The organism is Exiguobacterium sp. s161 (assembly GCF_018619045.1).
GTDB classification, from domain to species: Bacteria; Bacillota; Bacilli; order Exiguobacteriales; family Exiguobacteriaceae; genus Exiguobacterium_A; species Exiguobacterium_A indicum.
In genome coordinates this window covers 129,854-147,163 of sequence record NZ_JACSNH010000003.1, presented here as the reverse complement: position 1 = coordinate 147,163, position 17,310 = coordinate 129,854, and the positions used below count along the sequence as shown (strand labels likewise).

General features: G+C 46.5%; 16 protein-coding genes. 4 read left to right on the top strand and 12 right to left on the bottom strand.

Annotation, left to right across the window (positions count from 1 at the left end; genetic code table 11):
* Window positions 1–10: 10 nt before the first annotated feature.
* The 3 genes from KNQ14_RS10310 to KNQ14_RS10300 are packed head-to-tail and all read right to left on the bottom strand — an operon-like array spanning window position 11 to window position 4,847.
* Window positions 11–1,327: a glycosyltransferase family 4 protein gene (locus KNQ14_RS10310; RefSeq protein ID WP_251138378.1), complete on the bottom strand. Its 1,317-nt coding sequence runs from the start codon at window positions 1,325–1,327 to the stop codon at window positions 11–13.
* Window positions 1,222–2,226, bottom strand: coding sequence for a class I SAM-dependent methyltransferase (locus KNQ14_RS10305; RefSeq protein WP_251138377.1), 1,005 nt, complete (start codon window positions 2,224–2,226; stop codon window positions 1,222–1,224). Before KNQ14_RS10305 ends, KNQ14_RS10310 begins: the two co-directional genes overlap by 106 nt.
* A complete protein-coding gene (locus KNQ14_RS10300) occupies window positions 2,223–4,847 on the bottom strand; it encodes a glycosyltransferase (RefSeq protein WP_214860956.1) in 2,625 nt (874 codons plus the stop codon). The genes KNQ14_RS10305 and KNQ14_RS10300 overlap by 4 nt, the downstream gene beginning before the upstream one ends.
* Window positions 4,848–5,134: 287 nt before the next feature.
* Here KNQ14_RS10300 and KNQ14_RS10295 point away from each other — a divergent pair, with 287 nt between their 5' ends.
* A complete protein-coding gene (locus KNQ14_RS10295) occupies window positions 5,135–5,299 on the top strand; it encodes a hypothetical protein (protein WP_023467459.1) in 165 nt (54 codons plus the stop codon).
* 58 nt (window positions 5,300–5,357) lie between these two features.
* On the opposite strand, the gene KNQ14_RS10290 is transcribed toward KNQ14_RS10295, so the two are convergent.
* Window positions 5,358–6,353 carry an NADP-dependent oxidoreductase gene (locus KNQ14_RS10290; protein WP_023467457.1) on the bottom strand — a complete coding sequence of 332 codons (996 nt, stop codon included), beginning with the start codon at window positions 6,351–6,353 and terminating at the stop codon, window positions 5,358–5,360.
* A 188-nt stretch (window positions 6,354–6,541) separates the two neighbouring features.
* Between KNQ14_RS10290 and KNQ14_RS10285 the strand changes: the two genes are divergently transcribed.
* Entirely contained in the window at window positions 6,542–7,600 is a 1,059-nt protein-coding gene (locus KNQ14_RS10285; protein ID WP_058265069.1) for a PTS sugar transporter subunit IIC, read from the top strand.
* A gap of 85 nt (window positions 7,601–7,685) precedes the next feature.
* On the opposite strand, the gene KNQ14_RS10280 is transcribed toward KNQ14_RS10285, so the two are convergent.
* From KNQ14_RS10280 to KNQ14_RS10270, 3 genes are all read right to left on the bottom strand, one after another.
* Window positions 7,686–8,315, bottom strand: coding sequence for an HAD family hydrolase (locus tag KNQ14_RS10280; protein WP_214747502.1), 630 nt, complete (start codon window positions 8,313–8,315; stop codon window positions 7,686–7,688).
* Window positions 8,316–8,328: 13 nt separating this feature from the next.
* Window positions 8,329–8,892 carry a DedA family protein gene (locus KNQ14_RS10275; protein WP_035398399.1) on the bottom strand — a complete coding sequence of 188 codons (564 nt, stop codon included), beginning with the start codon at window positions 8,890–8,892 and terminating at the stop codon, window positions 8,329–8,331.
* Between the two features lie 131 nt (window positions 8,893–9,023).
* The gene (locus tag KNQ14_RS10270) at window positions 9,024–9,458 is read right to left on the bottom strand and encodes a YkvA family protein (RefSeq protein ID WP_023467454.1); all 435 of its coding nucleotides are present in this window, start codon (window positions 9,456–9,458) and stop codon (window positions 9,024–9,026) included.
* Between the two features lie 136 nt (window positions 9,459–9,594).
* On the opposite strand from KNQ14_RS10270, the gene KNQ14_RS10265 reads away from it, so the two are divergent.
* Window positions 9,595–10,344, top strand: a complete 750-nt coding sequence (locus tag KNQ14_RS10265; protein ID WP_023467453.1) for an SDR family NAD(P)-dependent oxidoreductase — start codon at window positions 9,595–9,597, stop codon at window positions 10,342–10,344.
* 334 nt (window positions 10,345–10,678) lie between these two features.
* Window positions 10,679–11,926 carry a murein hydrolase activator EnvC family protein gene (locus KNQ14_RS10260; protein ID WP_035398401.1) on the top strand — a complete coding sequence of 416 codons (1,248 nt, stop codon included), beginning with the start codon at window positions 10,679–10,681 and terminating at the stop codon, window positions 11,924–11,926.
* Between the two features lie 76 nt (window positions 11,927–12,002).
* Here the strand turns inward: KNQ14_RS10260 and KNQ14_RS10255 are convergent, their stop codons facing one another.
* The 5 genes from KNQ14_RS10255 to rarD (KNQ14_RS10235) all read right to left on the bottom strand — a co-directional run bounded on the left by KNQ14_RS10255 (window position 12,003) and on the right by rarD (KNQ14_RS10235) (window position 17,283).
* Window positions 12,003–13,652, bottom strand: coding sequence for a methyl-accepting chemotaxis protein (locus tag KNQ14_RS10255; protein WP_214860954.1), 1,650 nt, complete (start codon window positions 13,650–13,652; stop codon window positions 12,003–12,005).
* A complete protein-coding gene (locus KNQ14_RS10250; RefSeq protein WP_214860952.1) occupies window positions 13,649–14,623 on the bottom strand; it encodes a BMP family lipoprotein in 975 nt (324 codons plus the stop codon). Before KNQ14_RS10250 ends, KNQ14_RS10255 begins: the two co-directional genes overlap by 4 nt.
* A gap of 135 nt (window positions 14,624–14,758) precedes the next feature.
* The gene (gene deoC / locus KNQ14_RS10245; protein ID WP_023467449.1) at window positions 14,759–15,424 is read right to left on the bottom strand and encodes a deoxyribose-phosphate aldolase; all 666 of its coding nucleotides are present in this window, start codon (window positions 15,422–15,424) and stop codon (window positions 14,759–14,761) included.
* Between the two features lie 76 nt (window positions 15,425–15,500).
* The gene (gene rarD, locus KNQ14_RS10240) at window positions 15,501–16,385 is read right to left on the bottom strand and encodes an EamA family transporter RarD (protein ID WP_214860950.1); all 885 of its coding nucleotides are present in this window, start codon (window positions 16,383–16,385) and stop codon (window positions 15,501–15,503) included.
* A 16-nt stretch (window positions 16,386–16,401) separates the two neighbouring features.
* Complete coding sequence (gene rarD / locus KNQ14_RS10235) at window positions 16,402–17,283, bottom strand: EamA family transporter RarD (RefSeq protein ID WP_251138376.1); 882 nt, start codon at window positions 17,281–17,283, stop codon at window positions 16,402–16,404.
* Between the last annotated feature and the right edge of the window lie 27 nt (window positions 17,284–17,310).

Genomic DNA, 17,310 nt, shown 5'->3' with positions numbered 1-17,310 from the left:
CCAATGCGCTTCATTCTGTGACCGCCTTTCGTGACTGTGTTTGTTCAATGGCTTCGAACAAACGCTGTTGATTTTGTTCCCAATCGAAATGGCGTTGGACGTAATCCACACCCGCTCGTCCCATCGCTGCACGTTTCTCTGGATTTCGTGATAACTCAAGAATATGATCGACGATCTCCTCTTTTTTTCGCTGGACAGACACGTAACCCGCTCCTGCCTCTTCGATGACATGCGCCGCGTGTCCGGATACCGCTCCGACGATGGCACACCCCATCGCCATGTAGTCGATGATTTTTCCTGGTGTCACCGTATCGAACGCTGTACTTTCGACGAGTGTTGCAAAGGCAATGTCACTCTTCGCAAGTTGTTTCAACGCATCCCAGCGTGGCATCGCGTCAAGAAATTCGATGTTCGTTAATCCACGTTCCTTGACGAGTCGTTCGAACGTTTGCTTGTGATAGCCGTAACCGACGACTTGAAAACAGATATCCTCCTCTTGTTGAAGTTCCTGTGCGACGTCAAGCAACAAGAACACATCTTGTGCGAGACCGATATTTCCTGTATACACGACGCGGACTTGTTCCGATACTTTACGACGTTTGATCAACCACTCATTTTCCTCGATCGAGTTTGGAATATAATGAATTTTTTCCGGTGCAATGCCTCGTCCTTCAATATACGATCGAAATCCCTCACTGTTGATGACCAATTGATCTGCCTGACGGTACATCCATTTTTCAAGCCAATAGAGCGGAGTCAATAAGAGACGCGATTTTGTGATGCCGACGCCAATCAACGATTCCGGCCATAAGTCACGTACATCGAGAATCAAGGGAGCCTTTTTGACATGTTTCGCGACGACCCCGACGAGTCCCATGAAGATGGATGGCGTCGTCGCATAGATGTAGGCATAGGATTTCGGATCATGTCGCACCTCTTTAATCGCGAGCACGAATTGTTCGACGAACAAACGAAGACGCCGCCATAAATTATTCGTCGCCCGGACGTCACGCGGTTGGATCCGGGTTACATGTGCCGTATCAAGGCTCGGTTCATCCCAGAACATCGAGTCCGTATAAAGTTCTGCCGTCGGATAGAGCGGTTCTGACGTTAGCACATGGACATCATTTCCTGCTTGTTCCATCCGCTTGAAGATATTCTTCATTCGGTTTGCAGCACTCCCGATTTCCGGATAGAAATTTTGACAAATCATCAAGACATTCATCGACGACTCCGGCGTTGTTTGAGTTGACGTCGGAACTTCCAGTAGCGGACGACGACTTTTCCGAGTTTTGAGCGCGCGAGTGAGCGGTATTTTGATTTCCATGACGCATTCGCCTCCAGCAGTTCTAGATTTGTCACCAGCGATCCTTCAAATCGATCAAGCAATACGGCATATTGTTCTTCGAGCATCTTGTATTGTTCATGCTGTTCCTGCAGTTGCTGTTCATGACGTAGCGATTCTGCTCGAATATGTTCCAATTCTTCCGTTTGTTCTCCTAACCGTTGCACTTTCCGTTCTAGATTCTGTTGCTTGCGTTTTAAATCAAGGATCGTTGCCAGATGCAATCGTTCCACCTCTTCAAAGGCATCCTCGAGCCATTCGACTTCCTCTGGTAAAATCGATCGACCCTCTTGAGGTTCCGGATAGACTTGAATCGTGACTCCGAGCCACTTATCAATCCGCTCGACCGTCTCGATTTTACCGAAGGGTGTCAACTGCTCAAGCAATTGATTTAAATAGTATGTCCGTTTGTGATCCGCATAATCGTTTACTCCAAATGGGACTGTGATGACGAGTCGTCCTTCTGGTGCGATGAACGAGACGGCACGGGCGATAAAGCGCTCTGGCTCTCCGATATGTTCCAGTACTTCCGTCATCAAGACCGTATCGAATTGAATGTCAGGTGTGTATGTCATGACATTTGCTTCATGTAATTCCACCTTTTCTTTAACGGATACCGGTTCCTCCAGTAAGGCTTGTTTGGCCTCGATGATTGCTTCCGGTAGTACATCGATTCCGACGACGTGTTTCCCTTCCCGTCCAAGTAAAATCGGAACAACTCCACCCGAACATCCGATATCTAAAATGTGCTCCCCTTTTGCTTGTCGAACGATCCAGTGAACACGTGCGCGGACTTTTTTACCGAATCCACCACCTAACTGATCGTAGTAGGCAGCTCGTATTTGATCCTTGGGGCGTGCTGTTTTCATCGATGCCGTCATTTCTGCACCTCCTCGAGTAATAAGTGTTGAAGTCGATCCGTCTCCTGTCGATCCGCAAGTTCTATGAACTGACGGATCAATGGGTTCGTCAACGTGATGGGTTCATAGAATCCGATGATTGTTCGCAACAATGCGACACTTGGTGCAAAATCCTTATCACTGCAGTAGCGTAATTTGACAAGATACCAATGCTCAAAGAAATGCTCGAATCGTGTTTCCTTGTATTCTTCTAGCACTCCATAACGAGCGAATTTCTCAGCGCGTGCCCGCTCTCGGACGACACTTCGTTCGAAGAACTTCACCGTCAATGCGTTCACCGTTGACCCTGCAACGGCTGCGTAATAATAATGGATGACTCGATTGACGAGTAAGACACGGTTCGCGCGAAGCATCAATTCCTGGAAGAATAAAGAGTCCTGACCGACCGCACCGACGACCTGTTCCAATTGATGCTCGAGCAGGAACGTGCGACGGACGACGAGTGCTTGAATGCTTTGTACCGCAAACCGATGTTTCAATAGAAAAGCTTTCGGATCTTCACAAACTGTTCGTCCCTGTTTACGAATCGTCGGCAAGGCGATGATACTCGTCTTCTCGGCCAGCTTTTTCATATGACCCGCCACAAAATCAAGTGATGGATCATTTTCTAGTTCCTGAAGCAAAAAGGCGTATCGATCACTGAGTACCTCGTTATCCGGATCAAGGAACGTCACGTAGTCAGCGCATGCCATCTCGACTCCTTTATTGCGTGGACGTGAAGCACTACCGCTTCCACCTGTCTCAAAGAAATAGGTTCTGACATTTTCATAGCGTCGTGCGAGACGCTCTACGGCTTGACGTGTCGCTCTGTCCGTCGATCCATCATCTACGAGTAAAATCTCCGACTCCATGAATCGGTCCATCCGCGTGAGACTGGCGAAACATTTATACGTGAGGTGTTTTCCATTGTTATAGATCGGAACGACGACCGACAGTTGCGGTGTCTGATTGGTCGGTACTACCACCTGTTCATTCCATTCAAATTGATCGAGCAACAGTGTTCTTCCGTTCAGTTCATCTGCTTGGAATGCGTCATATTCGAGATCTGCTCGCCAAACGATCGCGCCGTTTCGGCTACCGCTCATCTCTTGTACATGATACGGATGATCACTCCCTTTACGAACGATGCTGGCATCACTGTATTTAAAACCATTCACAAGATCCTCTAGATAATACTCACCATAGGATTCCTGTCCATCCATCCAAGCAACGAGATCTGCTTGATTGTAAAGTTGCTCCGTTAATGCATCCACAGAAACGATTGCGTCGGGTGTGAGGCTTTGGCGATCGATTACGTTACGGATGTCTTCTCCGTCCTGAGCGACGACGACTAGTAAACGATGTTTTTGTGTCTCAGGTATGCGCCCGATGAACGCTAGAATCTGATCCATCCGCTCGAAGACCGTATGCCCCGTCATGACGGCACGAAGTCCTTCTGCTCGTAACCGTTCGATTTCTTCTTGCGACGTGCGCTCCACGATTGCCGTCGCCTCTTGTGCGTCATGCACGGTAAAAATATTCGGAAATTCATTATTGACGGCGATACTGTAATTCGACAGAATCAAATTCCCGAGTGCTTGTGATTCATAAACGCGACGGGCACACATCGTTTTGCTGTATTTGATGCTGTTCAAGTTCAAAACCCAGTCATAACATTTACTGACTTGTTGTAAGGCATCATAAGGAATCGCTGGTGCGACCCGTGATTGATAGCGCTCCGGAAACTGATAAGCTGGTAAGTCGAGATGATAATTTCGGTCCACGATATCGAGTTCGTGCGAGGATTGCATCACCCCATCAAATAACATTTCCGTATCTTTCACACGTTCCGGATATTTCGCCATCCAGCTACCGGCAAATAAGACGCCCTTCTTTCGGCTACGTGTCGCCCCGATTGGATTATGAATCAGTGGATTGACACCAAACGGCATCGCCATGATCCGATCGTGTCCACATAAGACACGGTATTCAGGAATCATCGCCTCATCTGAAGTCAGAACGTAATCCGCAGCTTGCGCCACGTCTTGAAAACGTTCATGATTGCTCGGATCTTCTGTCGATTGAAAAACGACTGGAATGCCTTTATCTCTCACTTCTTGCATCATCGCAAGTAATCGGTTTCGCTTCTTGGAATTCGGTGTGGCGACACCTTTCCAATCATCATTTTGGAGTCCTTTCCAAGACGAAATAACTAAAAATAGATCAATTGGGCGTTTGAAGACATCCTCAAACGTATCAGAATTAACGTAATGAAGATGAGCCGCATCTTCATAGTAGGCATACATGAATTCCGAACAGACGATGGCTATTTCGATTGATCGTTTTTCATAATAACGCGTCGTCGTCCGGATCGGTATATGTGAGACATCCAATTGATCTAGTAGTGACGCTTGGCTATTTTGTCGGTAACGTGTCGTCGTGTTATTAGAAGTTCGAACCGTCGGCAGTCGCAAGACGTCTAACTGACGGAGTTTTTCGAGTGCATCTTTACTTGCGGTCGTCGCGCTCGTCAGCCGTTTTTTCTCTTCGCGGACCCAGTTCAGTTGTTGCATGATTTGTCGTTTCCATTTTTGATCACTCACACGTAAACACCCTTCCTCTTTTCAACTCTTTCTTAGTCTACGGAAGCAGTTCAAAGGCTACTTGAAGGACTTGCAAGGTTTTTGTAAAGACTTCATGAAGCTTTTTTGGATTTTCCTTACATTCCAGTTCAGTCAACCTGTATTTCCTAGGAAATCGACCGCTTTCACTTTCTTGTCCGTGGAAGTCATTCACATGTTTTCAAAAACGAATCCTATGCACCCTGATTGTTTTGGATTTAAAAAACGGGGAAACATTACTACGTATTGATAAAAGGAGATGACTGGACATGTTAAACGAAAAAAATCATGATTTACCAGATGAAAAGGCAGACGTTGGTCTTCACCCGGATCCTGATCCAGCTGAGACATCCGATCCCGGCATCAAGCCTGCGGAAACACAACATCCGGATCCTGATCCTGAAGAGCTCGAGCGCGATCGAAAAGATTCATGAATCTTACGCCATTGAAAAAGAGGTTGCGGAAATGATTCCGCAACCTCTTTTGGCATATTTACTTCACTTTTACTAATAGTTTCCCCGTGTTCGACCCATCGAACAAGCCAAGGAAAGCATCTGGTACACGATCGAATCCTTCAAAGATCGTCTCTTCGTATTGTAACTTTCCTTCACTAACCCATTGACCGAGTTGCTCAGCCGCCTCCTTGAATCGTTTGCCATAATCGCCCACTAAGAAACCTTGCATGCGCGCACGCGCGATGATTAATTTCGATTGAACACGTGGACCGATGTCCTGTTGTGCGTTATATCCAGAAATGGCACCGCAGACTGGTACCCGCGCGAATGGATTGAGTCGATCAAGAACTGCATCACCGATTTCCCCACCGACGTTTTCAAAATAGACATCGATGCCGTCTGGACATGTCCGGTCTAACGCTTCCCGGATGTCTTCCGTTTTATAATTGATGACTTCATCAAAACCAAGATCTGCTTTCAAGTGTTGTAGCTTTTCGTCACTTCCTGCGATTCCGACGACACGTGCGCCTTTGATTTTAGCGATTTGACCAACGATCGATCCAACAGCCCCTGCTGCTGCCGATACGACGACCGTTTCCCCTGGTTGTGGATTCCCGATATCAAGCAATCCGAAATACGCTGTCATCCCTGTCATTCCGAGAACACCAAGTGCTGTTGAAATCGGTGCGATTTGCTCATCGATTTTACGAACGGTTTTCGCATCGACGACTACTTTTGTTGCCCAATCGAGCATCCCGACAACGACATCACCTGACTTGAGCCCTTCACTTTTAGACTCGATGACACGTGCTACGACACCTCCGTGAATCGGTTCATCAATCTCAAATGGTTGCGAATAAGAACGCGCATCGTTCATACGACCCCGCATATATGGATCGACCGAGATATAGAGTGACTCCAGTGCGACTTGTCCTTCCTTCAGCTCTGTTAACTCAAATGATTCATAGCGGAATGTTTCCCCTGTTGGTTTTCCGTTTGGTCGTGCTGCTAATACGATACGTTGTTCTGACATGATTCATGACCTCCTCATTCAATGTACTTCTTCACTGTAACAATTCCGTTTCTGAAAGACGAATCCTTTGCTTGTTTGGAATTTTCTAACTTTTTCTTGACGTCCTTCTGTTCTTACCGTAAGATAAAACACAATTCATAACTTTTATACTGTTATGCACAAAAGCATTACATAAGGAGAGGACTTGTATGGATTCATCTATTTTGCGTCAGCCACGTCAATTTGCTGTTCATGTTTTAAACGGACTCAGTATCGGAATTCTCGTTGCCCTCATTCCGGGAGCACTACTCGGTGAACTCGCTAAGGCGTTGTTGCCATACGTATCCGGAGCCCAGCATGTTTTAGATGCCACTACACTCGCGATGCGCCTTTTGCCGATGGTGATTGGTGTTGCCGTAGCCATGCAATTTAAAGTGACACCGATTGCGACCACGTCGATTGGACTCGCGACGGTCGTTGGCTCAGGCGTTGCAACTCGTGCAGATGCGACCTTCGTTTTCGTCGGCACGGGCGACGTCATCAATGCCGGACTGACGGCAGCTGTTGCGACGGCAATCGTCTTATTGATCGGTGAACGTTTCAAGACGTATACGGTGCTTGTCATGCCAACGATTTTGATTGTCGGTGCCGGTGGGATTGGTGTTTTGACGTATCCGTTCGTGACACGGATCACGACAGCGATCGGACATGTCATCTCAGACTTTACGGCACTTCAACCCGTCTTAATGGGTATTCTGATTGCGATTACTTTTTCCGTACTGATCGTCTCTCCGCTTTCAACGGTCGGTATTGCGACCGCCATCAGTCTATCGGGTGTTGCCGCCGGAGCTGCAAATCTAGGCGTCTGTGCCGCTGGATTCGGTCTTGCGATTGCCGGGTGGCAAGCCAATTCGCGCGGAACGTCGATTGCTCATTTTCTTGGTTCTCCTAAAATCCAGATGGCGAACTTCATCCGTAATCCCTTGATGATTCTTCCTGTCATGTGTAGTGCTGCTATCCTTGGCGCACTAGCAGGAATGCTCGGCGTCCAAGGTACACCGTTTAGTGCCGGCTTCGGAATGTCTGGATTAATCGGTCCGATCAATGCGTTACATCTGATGTCAGGAGGCTGGACATTGTTCAACATGACATTTGTTCTGGGATTATTCATCTTCTTGCCGGTCATCCTTTGTCTAGTGTTCCACCTACTCTTCCGGAGATTCCGTCCATGGATGAGTGCAGAACCATACCGACTGGATTTCGAGTAAGTTCATCGTTATCGTTCTCTCATCACAAAAAAGCCAAGCCGACCGTCTAAAAAATCGACGGATCGAGCTTGGCTTTTTGGTGCATTTATTTGATCACTGTCAGTAAGTCAAGCGGTGACTCGATGACATGGTCTGCCGAATCCCACTCGGATTGTGTCCCAAAACCGTACTGGCATAAAACGACCGGCATCTTTTCCTTACGAGCCGCTTCCACATCGGAAGACCGATCCCCGATCATCCAGTAGGACTCTTCCCCAAACTCCTCACGGTGCGCTCGTAAAATATCCGCCTTTTCTTTCCCGTTGACGGATTCTAAGCATTTCGGACTCGTGAAAAACGAACGAATGTCTTGACTATCCAGCACAAGGTTAAGATAGTGGTTGCCACAATTACTCGCTGTTGAAATGGTATGTCCTGCAGACACTAGCGCTTCTAATAAGGATCGAATTCCATCAAACAAGACATTCTGTTCTGCCATCGTCGCTTCTAGATGACCATGTCTTTTTTTACGAATCAACCGAATATCCTCTTCTGAGGCTTCCGGAATCGCCTTACGCCAAAAGGCACTTCCTGCTAAACCATAACTTGCTTGTACACTAGCTTTAGAAGGTTTTGGAAGATGCGGCATGTCCTCCATCGCCCGATGGATTGCTTCTGTCATCTGTTCCGTTGAATCGATCAATGTACCGTCAATATCGAATAAGATAATTCCCATGTTCCCACTCCTTTTAGATTTCTTTTTTTGCTTTTCTCTTTTTTTGAATCAAGTAGCCAACCGTAATCAACACACCTAAACCAATCCAAACTATTGGATGATTGAGATGGTGCAATTTTCGCCATTCATGCCCGACGGCTTTCCCGCCCCAAATGAAGATCGCCGACCAAAGGAAAAAGGAAATCGTCGTCACGACGGTAAACGTCCAGCGTGAAACACCAGTCAGACCGGCACCAATCGCAAATCCGATGCGCCACATCGGGGACAGAAGGAGAATATAGCGTCCCTTCGTCTCCATTTGTGTCTGAAACTGAAGCATTTTTGTTTCCGAAATCCGAAACCATTTGAATAAACGGTTCAATAACCGTTCACTCCCGAACTGACCAATCGTAAAGAAGAGGTTCTGACTAATGACGAAGCTCACTACAGCGAGGAACAACATGAATAGCAGATTCGCCTGTGCCGTGTGGACGAGATATCCGGCATACGCTAGCGGCACTTCGCTCGGTATGAATGGAAACATGAGCGTCATCATGATGCCAATATAACCGTATGACTCCATCCAGTGATGTCCCATCTTCGTCCCTCCTCCCCCTTTACCAACTATTTCTAGTGTATCGAACTTTCAAGAAGGCGTACAGGAAACGGCTCTTTTTACATCAGAAAGAGCGACTTCTCATAGTGAAGTCGCTCGGATCATCTATTTGATTAATACGCATCCTCACTTTGTACTGGTTGCGTACGGCGCTTTTGTTGTTCATCTTGCCAGTCACTGAAACGTGTCAATTCTTCAAAGACTGTTTTCGTGACGAAAAGGATGACCGCGATATCGTCTGCGAAACCAAATCCGAGTACGAAATCAGGTACGAGGTCAATCGGTGACACGAGGTAAATCAACGCTCCGATTACTTTTAAGATCGTCGTACGACGAATGTTGCGATATTCACCTGATTGGTACGCGCGAATCATATCGACGAATAACGTCAACGGTGAGAAGACGACGGACAAACGAGAGTTACTGTTTACCTTTGCAGTTGCTCGTTGTAACAACGAATTCGTCTTTTTCGGACGATCGATATAATCTTTTGCATCTTCGGCATATTGATTTTGTTGTTTTTCTAATTGTTGATTCGAGAATTTCATTCCTATTTTCCCCCATTCTAAAGTAACTTCAACGCTTTTCTATTTCCCTGTTCCTACGGATGATAATCCTGTCAGGTTTCAGGATATGATGGAACGGTAAAAAAGGGAGAGAAGCGTTACAGAAAGGATGATTTTTATGAATCATGTTAATCAAACCGTCATCATTACAGGAGCTGCGAATGGAATTGGTGCAGAACTCGCCCGCACCTATGCTGCGCATGGCGCAAATGTCGTTCTTGCTGATATCGATCAGATGACAGGAGACGAATTGGTCCAACAAATTGAAGAAGATGGTGGTACGGCTTATTTCTATCACCTCGATATCCAACATGAAAAAGACGTTCAACTGTTGATTGAAAAAGCGATTGAACATACTGGTCGCATCGACATTGTCATCAACAACGCTGGAATTATGATTCGAAAACCATTACTCGAATTATCGCTTGAGGAATGGGACCGAGTTCATCATACGAATCTGCGTAGCATCTTCTTGACAACTAAGGCGGCTACACCCTATTTGAAACAAAGTAAAAGTGGTGGTCGAATCATCAACCTTGCTTCGACCCGCGCCTTTATGTCGGAACCGCATACGGAATCCTATGCGTCGACGAAAGGTGGCATTTTTGCTCTGACCCATGCACTTGCTGTCTCACTTGGAGAAGACGGAATTCTCGTCAACGCGATTGCTCCTGGTTGGATTGAAACCGGTGACTATCAAGAATTATCACCTGAAGATCATAGTCAACATCCAGCTGGTCGCGTCGGAAAACCAAGTGATGTCGCTCGTGCGGCTCTCTATCTGACACACCCAGATAACGATTTCTTGACGGGCGAAACATTGGTCCTAGACGGTGGAATGACACGAAAGATGATTTATGAAGAATGATTCGTGCTGAGTGCCTTTCGGGGCACTTTTTCATTTCACAAAAACTATACTTATACCTTTTTCAAACATTAATAAACGTTCTATTTATATGATGTTACAAAAATATATCCTATGACATCATTCGGAAATCAATCAATCGTTCCTCAATTTTTCCTTCTATATCAACGATTCAAGCATGTCCTTTTACTTCTCTATCGTTATTTTCATAAATTCTTCATACTTTCTGCTAGTTTCTCTTGTATTTTTTTAAAAGAATTGTAAAGTGGATTTTTCGATTTTCTTGTTAGAGTGGGATAGGTAACACTTCACAAGGGAAAGGAATGACGCTTAGTTTATGAAACGACCTTTCGGAAAGTCACTCGGGCTATCGCTCATGACACTCACTTTACTCGCAAGTCCGCTCATGACGACAACTCCCGTCGACGCGGCAAGTTCATATAAAGAAAAGCAACAACAAAACCAGCAACAACAATCGAAGCAACGCGAGGCGTTGTCTCAAAAAAATAATCAATTATCTAAAGCACAGCAACAAGTCTACGCCCTGGATCAACAGATTAACGGGCTGACATTACAAGTCGTCGAAAATCAAAAGAAGATCGACGAAAACACGAAACAGATTGCTCGATTAGAAGATAAAATCGAAAAGTTACAAAAGAAAATCAAGAAGCAAGAAAAAATGCTCGGTGATCGCCTGGCAGTTCGTCAGTCTAAAGCCGATAATGCCCCGCTGCTTGAAGCCGTCTTCGGCGCAAAAGATGTCGGTGATATGATTAGCCGCTTCAATGCCTTCAATACGATTGCGGAAAGCGATGCTTCTTTGTTAAAAGATTACGAATCAAACAAAAAAGAACTGGCAGCTGCGAAAGAAGAATTGAAGCAGACACGCCAAGACTTGATTGAAGATCGTAATGTTTTGAAAAAGAAACAACGTGAACTGAAAGAAGAGAAACAAAAACGAACAGCCCTTTTGAAACGCTTGACGTCACAAAAGAAAAAAATAGAATCCAATATCCTCAGCCTGAAAGAGGCATCGGCCCAACTGAAGGCACAGGAAGCAGCTGAAAAAGCGGCAGCTCGTGCTGCAAAAGCAGCTGCCGCAAAAGCCGCGAAACAATCGGCAGCGCCAGCATCTGTTAGCAAGGCCAGTACGAAAGTCATCTCAAAAGCAAAAGGTAAATTCATCAAACCTGCTCAAGGCTCTGTTTCGCAAGGAATGGGTGCAGCAAGCGGAAGTAATGGTTATGCGTACCACAACGGAACAGACTTCGCTGGTCCACTCAACTCGCCAATCGTTGCGTCTGCAAGCGGAACAGTCATCTTAGCAAGTTCAGGTGGTCCTTACGGAAATCACGTCTATATCTCTCATAATATCGACGGGAAAACATATACGACCGTGTATGCTCATATGAATGCCTTAAACGTTAAACAGGGACAACAAGTCAAACAAGGACAGCAAATCGGTGTTCTCGGAAGCACCGGTAACTCAACTGGTCCACACTTGCATTTTGAAATCCACGATGGTGGATACCAGTATGATGCGAATGGACGGACGAATGAGCTCGATCCAGAAAGCTTCTTCTAATAAGTCTAATAAGTCGATTCAAGAAAAAGTGCACGCCTTCTCTTCCTGAGAAAGCGTGCACTTTTTGCTGTGTTCATTAAATTTTGAATTGATGTGTCTGACTGTCAAGCGACGTCGTCGTCGATTCGAGTTCTTGCATCAATTGATGAATCTGTTCGAACGATGCCTGTTGATCACGCATCGAAGCAGCAATTTCTTCGTTTCCGGCTGCAAGTTCTTCCATGACGCCACTGACTGTACTGACTTGACCAACGACATGACGGGCTTGTTGTTTCGAATGAACGAGTTGTTTCGTCACGTAATCGAGCGTTTCCGTCACACTTGCTACCTTTTGACGCGTCTCACCGAATGCTTCTTGAACGTGTGTGAAGTTCTCGACCTGATTCGTCTGCTCCCGCTCCGCTTGCACGAGTGCTTCTTGTAAGACAGCACCATCCTGACGAATCGAACGAACGAGTGAGAAGATTGAGCGCGTCGCCTCATTTGTCTCATCCGCTAACTTTTTAACTTCACTTGCTACGACGGCAAATCCACGACCGGCTTCCCCAGCCCGCGCCGCCTCGATGGCCGCATTAAGTGATAATAAATTCGTCTGTGCAGAAACTCCAGCGACGAGTTGCGCCATCTGTTCGATTTGTTGCGTCTGCTCTAAGAAACCTTCCAGTTTATGACCAAGTTCGCGATTTTGTTCTGTTGATGCACGTAGTGATGCGGCCTGTTGTTCCATGATGGAACTACTTTGAACCATCACGTGATCGGCCGCCTGTCCTTCTGCATAAGCCGTTTGTGCACGTTGTTCACTCTCTTCAAAGAGCTGTTGCATATCGGACATCGTACTGACTGTCGTCTGGATATCGTCCGACACCGTTTGTGTCCCGCTCGCCATCTCATTGATCGCATGGGTCATGTTACCAGAAACTTCAACGATGTTCGCGTTCTCCGTCGTCGCTTCCGTACTCATCTGACGAATCGTATTCGACGAACGACTGATCGTTCCGATGACCTCATGCAATGTTCCTTGCATCTGCGCAACCGCTGTCTCGAGTCGACCAATCTCATCTTTTCGACCGGATACGACTAATTCCTGCGATAAGTCTCCGTCCGAAATCTGTTCTGTTGTCCGGACGACACGGCTGATTGGTCGCGTGATGCTACGTGCGAAGTACCAGTTGTATAACGCAAGACCAATCAGGAGAATGAATGTCGCAATCATGACGGTCCGCGTCAGGTTCAATGTCTCGTCTTTTGCTTCACGTTGTAAGACATCATAAAACTCTCCATTTTTCGTATGTAACGTATAGAGATCACTGAGCACACCTTCGATTCGTGCGGCATGGGAGCGAATCTCAATCGGATTCATCGCGTCCGTCAGTTCCGTCCGTTTCGCAGCAAGCGTCTTATATTTCATATCCGCCCGGTTCAACTCTTCTTGAAATGCTGGAATCAAATACGTCTTTTGTAACTGGTTCAAGGCTTGTTCGTTCTTTTTGCTAAGTGCCTGTACTTGCTCCGCCTGACTTTCAGACGGTTGGCTTGCCAGTCGGTTCCATGCTGCCTGTTCATATAAGAGCTTCGTTTCAAGCTCTGAGATCTCAACGAGCTGTTTCCCGTAATCTTCGTTATAGGACTGAATTTGACGGAGTTGGAACAAAGTCCATCCCATCAAGATGACGACACTCAAAATCGTCACTAACGTGGAGAGTAAAAATCGTTTCCGTAACGTCATTGGATCGTCACCTTACCTTCGAGCACGTCTTGTTGTAGCTGCTCTAATTTTTTTCGTTCCCCGTCCGTAAAGTTTGTGTTTCGGATTGGAGCCAACTGGATTGCCCCTTCTTTGACACCCAGGACGACTTGTCCGGACTGTAGACCTTTCGCAGCCACATCTTGTCCGATTTTCGTGATCGCAAGATCAACTTGTTTTAGCATTGACGTCATGACAGCGTCAGGTGCGATCGGGGTCTGATCGCTATCGACACCGATCGCTTTTTTCCCCTTCGTTTGCGCTGCCTCAAGGACACCGCTTCCCGTCAACCCCGCTGCTGCGTATAACACGTCTGCCTTTTTCTGCATCATTTCGTTTGCGAGCGTCCGTCCCTTTTCAGGCGCTGCAAAGTCCTCTGCGTATTCGACGAGTACTTTTGTTTTTGGATTGACGGCTTTTGCGCCAGCTATGTATCCTTTTTCGAATTTTTCGATCAGAGGTGACTTCATCCCACCGACGAAACCAATCGTATTCGTCTTCGTTTGGATACCTGCAGCCGCACCCGCTAAATAGCTTCCTTCCTCCTCTTTGAACGTAACCGAGAGTACGTTCGGTAACGTCGATACAGCATCAATCAAGGCGAATTGTTGTTTCGGATATTTTTTAGCAACCGTTTCAAGATCCGTCTGTCCCATAAAGCCGAGTCCGACGATAACGGTCGGCTTCTTTTTGGCTAACGCTTCGAATGCTGCTTTATAGGTCTTCGTTTCGTTCAACTCTCGGTAATCGATTGACCACCCTTCCTTCTCCCGTAACAACGCCATACCGCTCATCGCCGCATCGCTGAATGATTGATCGCCAAGACCAACATCCGACAAGACGACTGCCATTTCCTTTCGCTCCTTGACTGCCCGTTCTGGATCATCGATGACACTGCCGCACCCTGCGAGGCTAAGTGTCGATGCCAGTATGATTCCGCTCCATCGTTTCATCTATTCCACACCCTTCCGACATTCTACATCTGATTATCGGAAGCGATGTCTGACTTCTTAATACAAAATTTAAATTCAGAATAATCCCATAACAAAAAAATGCCCCTCTATAAAAGAGGGACATGTCAGATCTTCTTAGTAATCGCTATCAGATGTACCACCTGTAACGATTGCGATTCCTGCTGATGCACCAATGCGTGATGCACCTGCATCGATCATTGCTTTTGCACCTTCGAAGTCACGAACGCCACCAGATGCTTTAACACCGATGTCAGGACCAACTGTCTCACGCATGAGACGGATGTCTTCAACTGTAGCACCACCAGTCGAGAAACCAGTCGATGTTTTCACGAAGTTAGCACCTGCTTTAACTGAAAGTTCAGCAGCTGTTTTGATTTCTTCTTTTGTAAGAAGGCAGTTTTCGAAGATGACTTTAACGAGTGTACCGTTTGCCGCTTCGACAACCGCACGAATGTCACGTTCAACTAACTCAAGATCGCCATCTTTTAATGCGCCGATGTTGAGAACCATATCGATTTCTGTTGCACCGTTTTGGATCGCATCTTTTGTTTCAAATGCTTTCACTTCTGGTGTGTTTGCTCCAAGTGGGAAGCCGATGACTGTACATACTTTGACGTCGTCATCTGATTTTAAGAGTTCTGCTGCTAACGCGACGTATGTTGGGTTAACACAGACGCTTGCAAATTTGTATTCTAATGCTTCTTTACAAAGTGTTTCGATCTGAGCACGTGATGTTTCTGGCTTCAGTGCCGTATGGTCGATCATTCCTGCTAAATTCATGTTTGTTGTCCTCCTTAAGGGTATCCCTTAGACTCTGTATTTATTCTATCACGCAAGAGGTCAGACTTCTATCTTTTTAAGCGACTTTTCGGAGCTGTTTTTTCCGAATCCAGACACCATTGAGCGTAAAGACGATCGCTGCTGTCCAAATACATGTAAACGCCACCATGTGCGTTTTAGTAAATGGTTCGTGATACAGCAATACACCGAGTCCAAGCGACAAGGTTGGTGCGACGAATTGGAGAAATCCGACCCATGTGAACGGAATCCGTTGTGCCCCGAATCCGAATAACAAAAGTGGAACAGCGGTGACAATCCCGGTCAAGATGAGTCCGGTCGTCGTACCGACAGATTCGGTCATCGAAGACGTTCCTTGTACTTGCCAATAGCCGAGGAAAATCAAAGCAAGCGGAAGCGGCGCCATCGTCTCGAGCGTCAGACTGACCGTTGATTCGAGCGGTCGTCGCTTTTTGACGACGCCATAAAAGCCGAAGCTTAAGGCAAGCGCGATCGAAATCCATGGAAACTCGCCGTAGCCAATCGTCAAAATCAGGACACCGAATGTCGCAAGAACAATCGAGATCCACTCGATCCGTGAAAGCTTCTCGCGAAAGAAGAAGACACCAAAGACGATGCTGACAAGCGGATTGATGTAATAACCAAGCGACGCTTCGACAATGAATTGATGATTGACGGCCCAGATATAGATGAACCAGTTCAGACTGATGATCAGTCCGTTTAAGAAAAAGAGTCGCCGCGTGAACGGATCGCGTAACGCCGTCGTCCACTTTCCAAGCGCTTTTTGAAATGATAATAAGATGAGCAGAAATAAGAATGACCAGATGATCCGGTGTGCCAGTATCTCTTCACTCGGTACATTGGCGAGCATCTTCCAGTAGAGCGGTAAGAGTCCCCAAATGATATACGCGACAAGTGTCGCAAAGAATCCTGGTAGATTCACGTAATCCCCTCTTTCATTATGATACCTTCTTCATTCGCATTTTCCCTGCCGATAAACCGCTGATCGTAAAGAGAGCAACAGCAATCCAAATGAACAGGAAAGCGATGAAGTGAATCGTCGTAAAGACGTCATTAAATAGATAAATTCCAAGGAGCAGCGTCAGCGTCGGGGCAATGTATTGGAGAATCCCGACGTAGACGAACGGGATTTTCGGCATTCCGTATCCGAATAACATCAATTTGACTGCTGTTGCGATCCCGAGCATGATGATCGCAACCAGCGCATTCGTCGGCATCGCAAGCGGTTGACTATCTGTCACACCAAGCGTCAAGAGAGCGAATGGGAGCGTGACCAGTGTCTCTAAAAATAATCCGGATAATGGTTCGGCTGCTGCCTTTTTCTTTAGTACACCGTAAAATGCGAACGAGACGGCAAGTGAAAAGGCGATGATCGGAAATTGACCATAACCGAGCGTTAAAATCATTACACCGGTGATTGCTGATAAAATCGCAATCACTTGCGGACGCGTCAATCGTTCCTTAAAAAAGATCAAACCGAACAAGACGCTGACGAGCGGATTGATGTAATACCCGAGTGACGACTCAACGATATACCCTTCCCCAATGGCGTAAAGATAGAGCGACCAGTTCCCACCTAATACGAGCCCTGCCGCAAGCACGGTATAGCGCTGGCGTTTGTTTTGCCATAATTGACGAACGAATTGGAATTTCTTCGTCAGGCGTAGTAACAACGTCACGAAGATGAACGCACTCAATATCCGAATTGAAACGACCGTCCATGCTGGAATACCAGCAGCAAATACTTTGTAGATCGGCAATAGTCCACCAATCACGTAGGCGACGAATGTCGCACTCATACCCCGTTTATCCACGGTCATCCCCCTTATGTATGAAGAAAGCCGCCA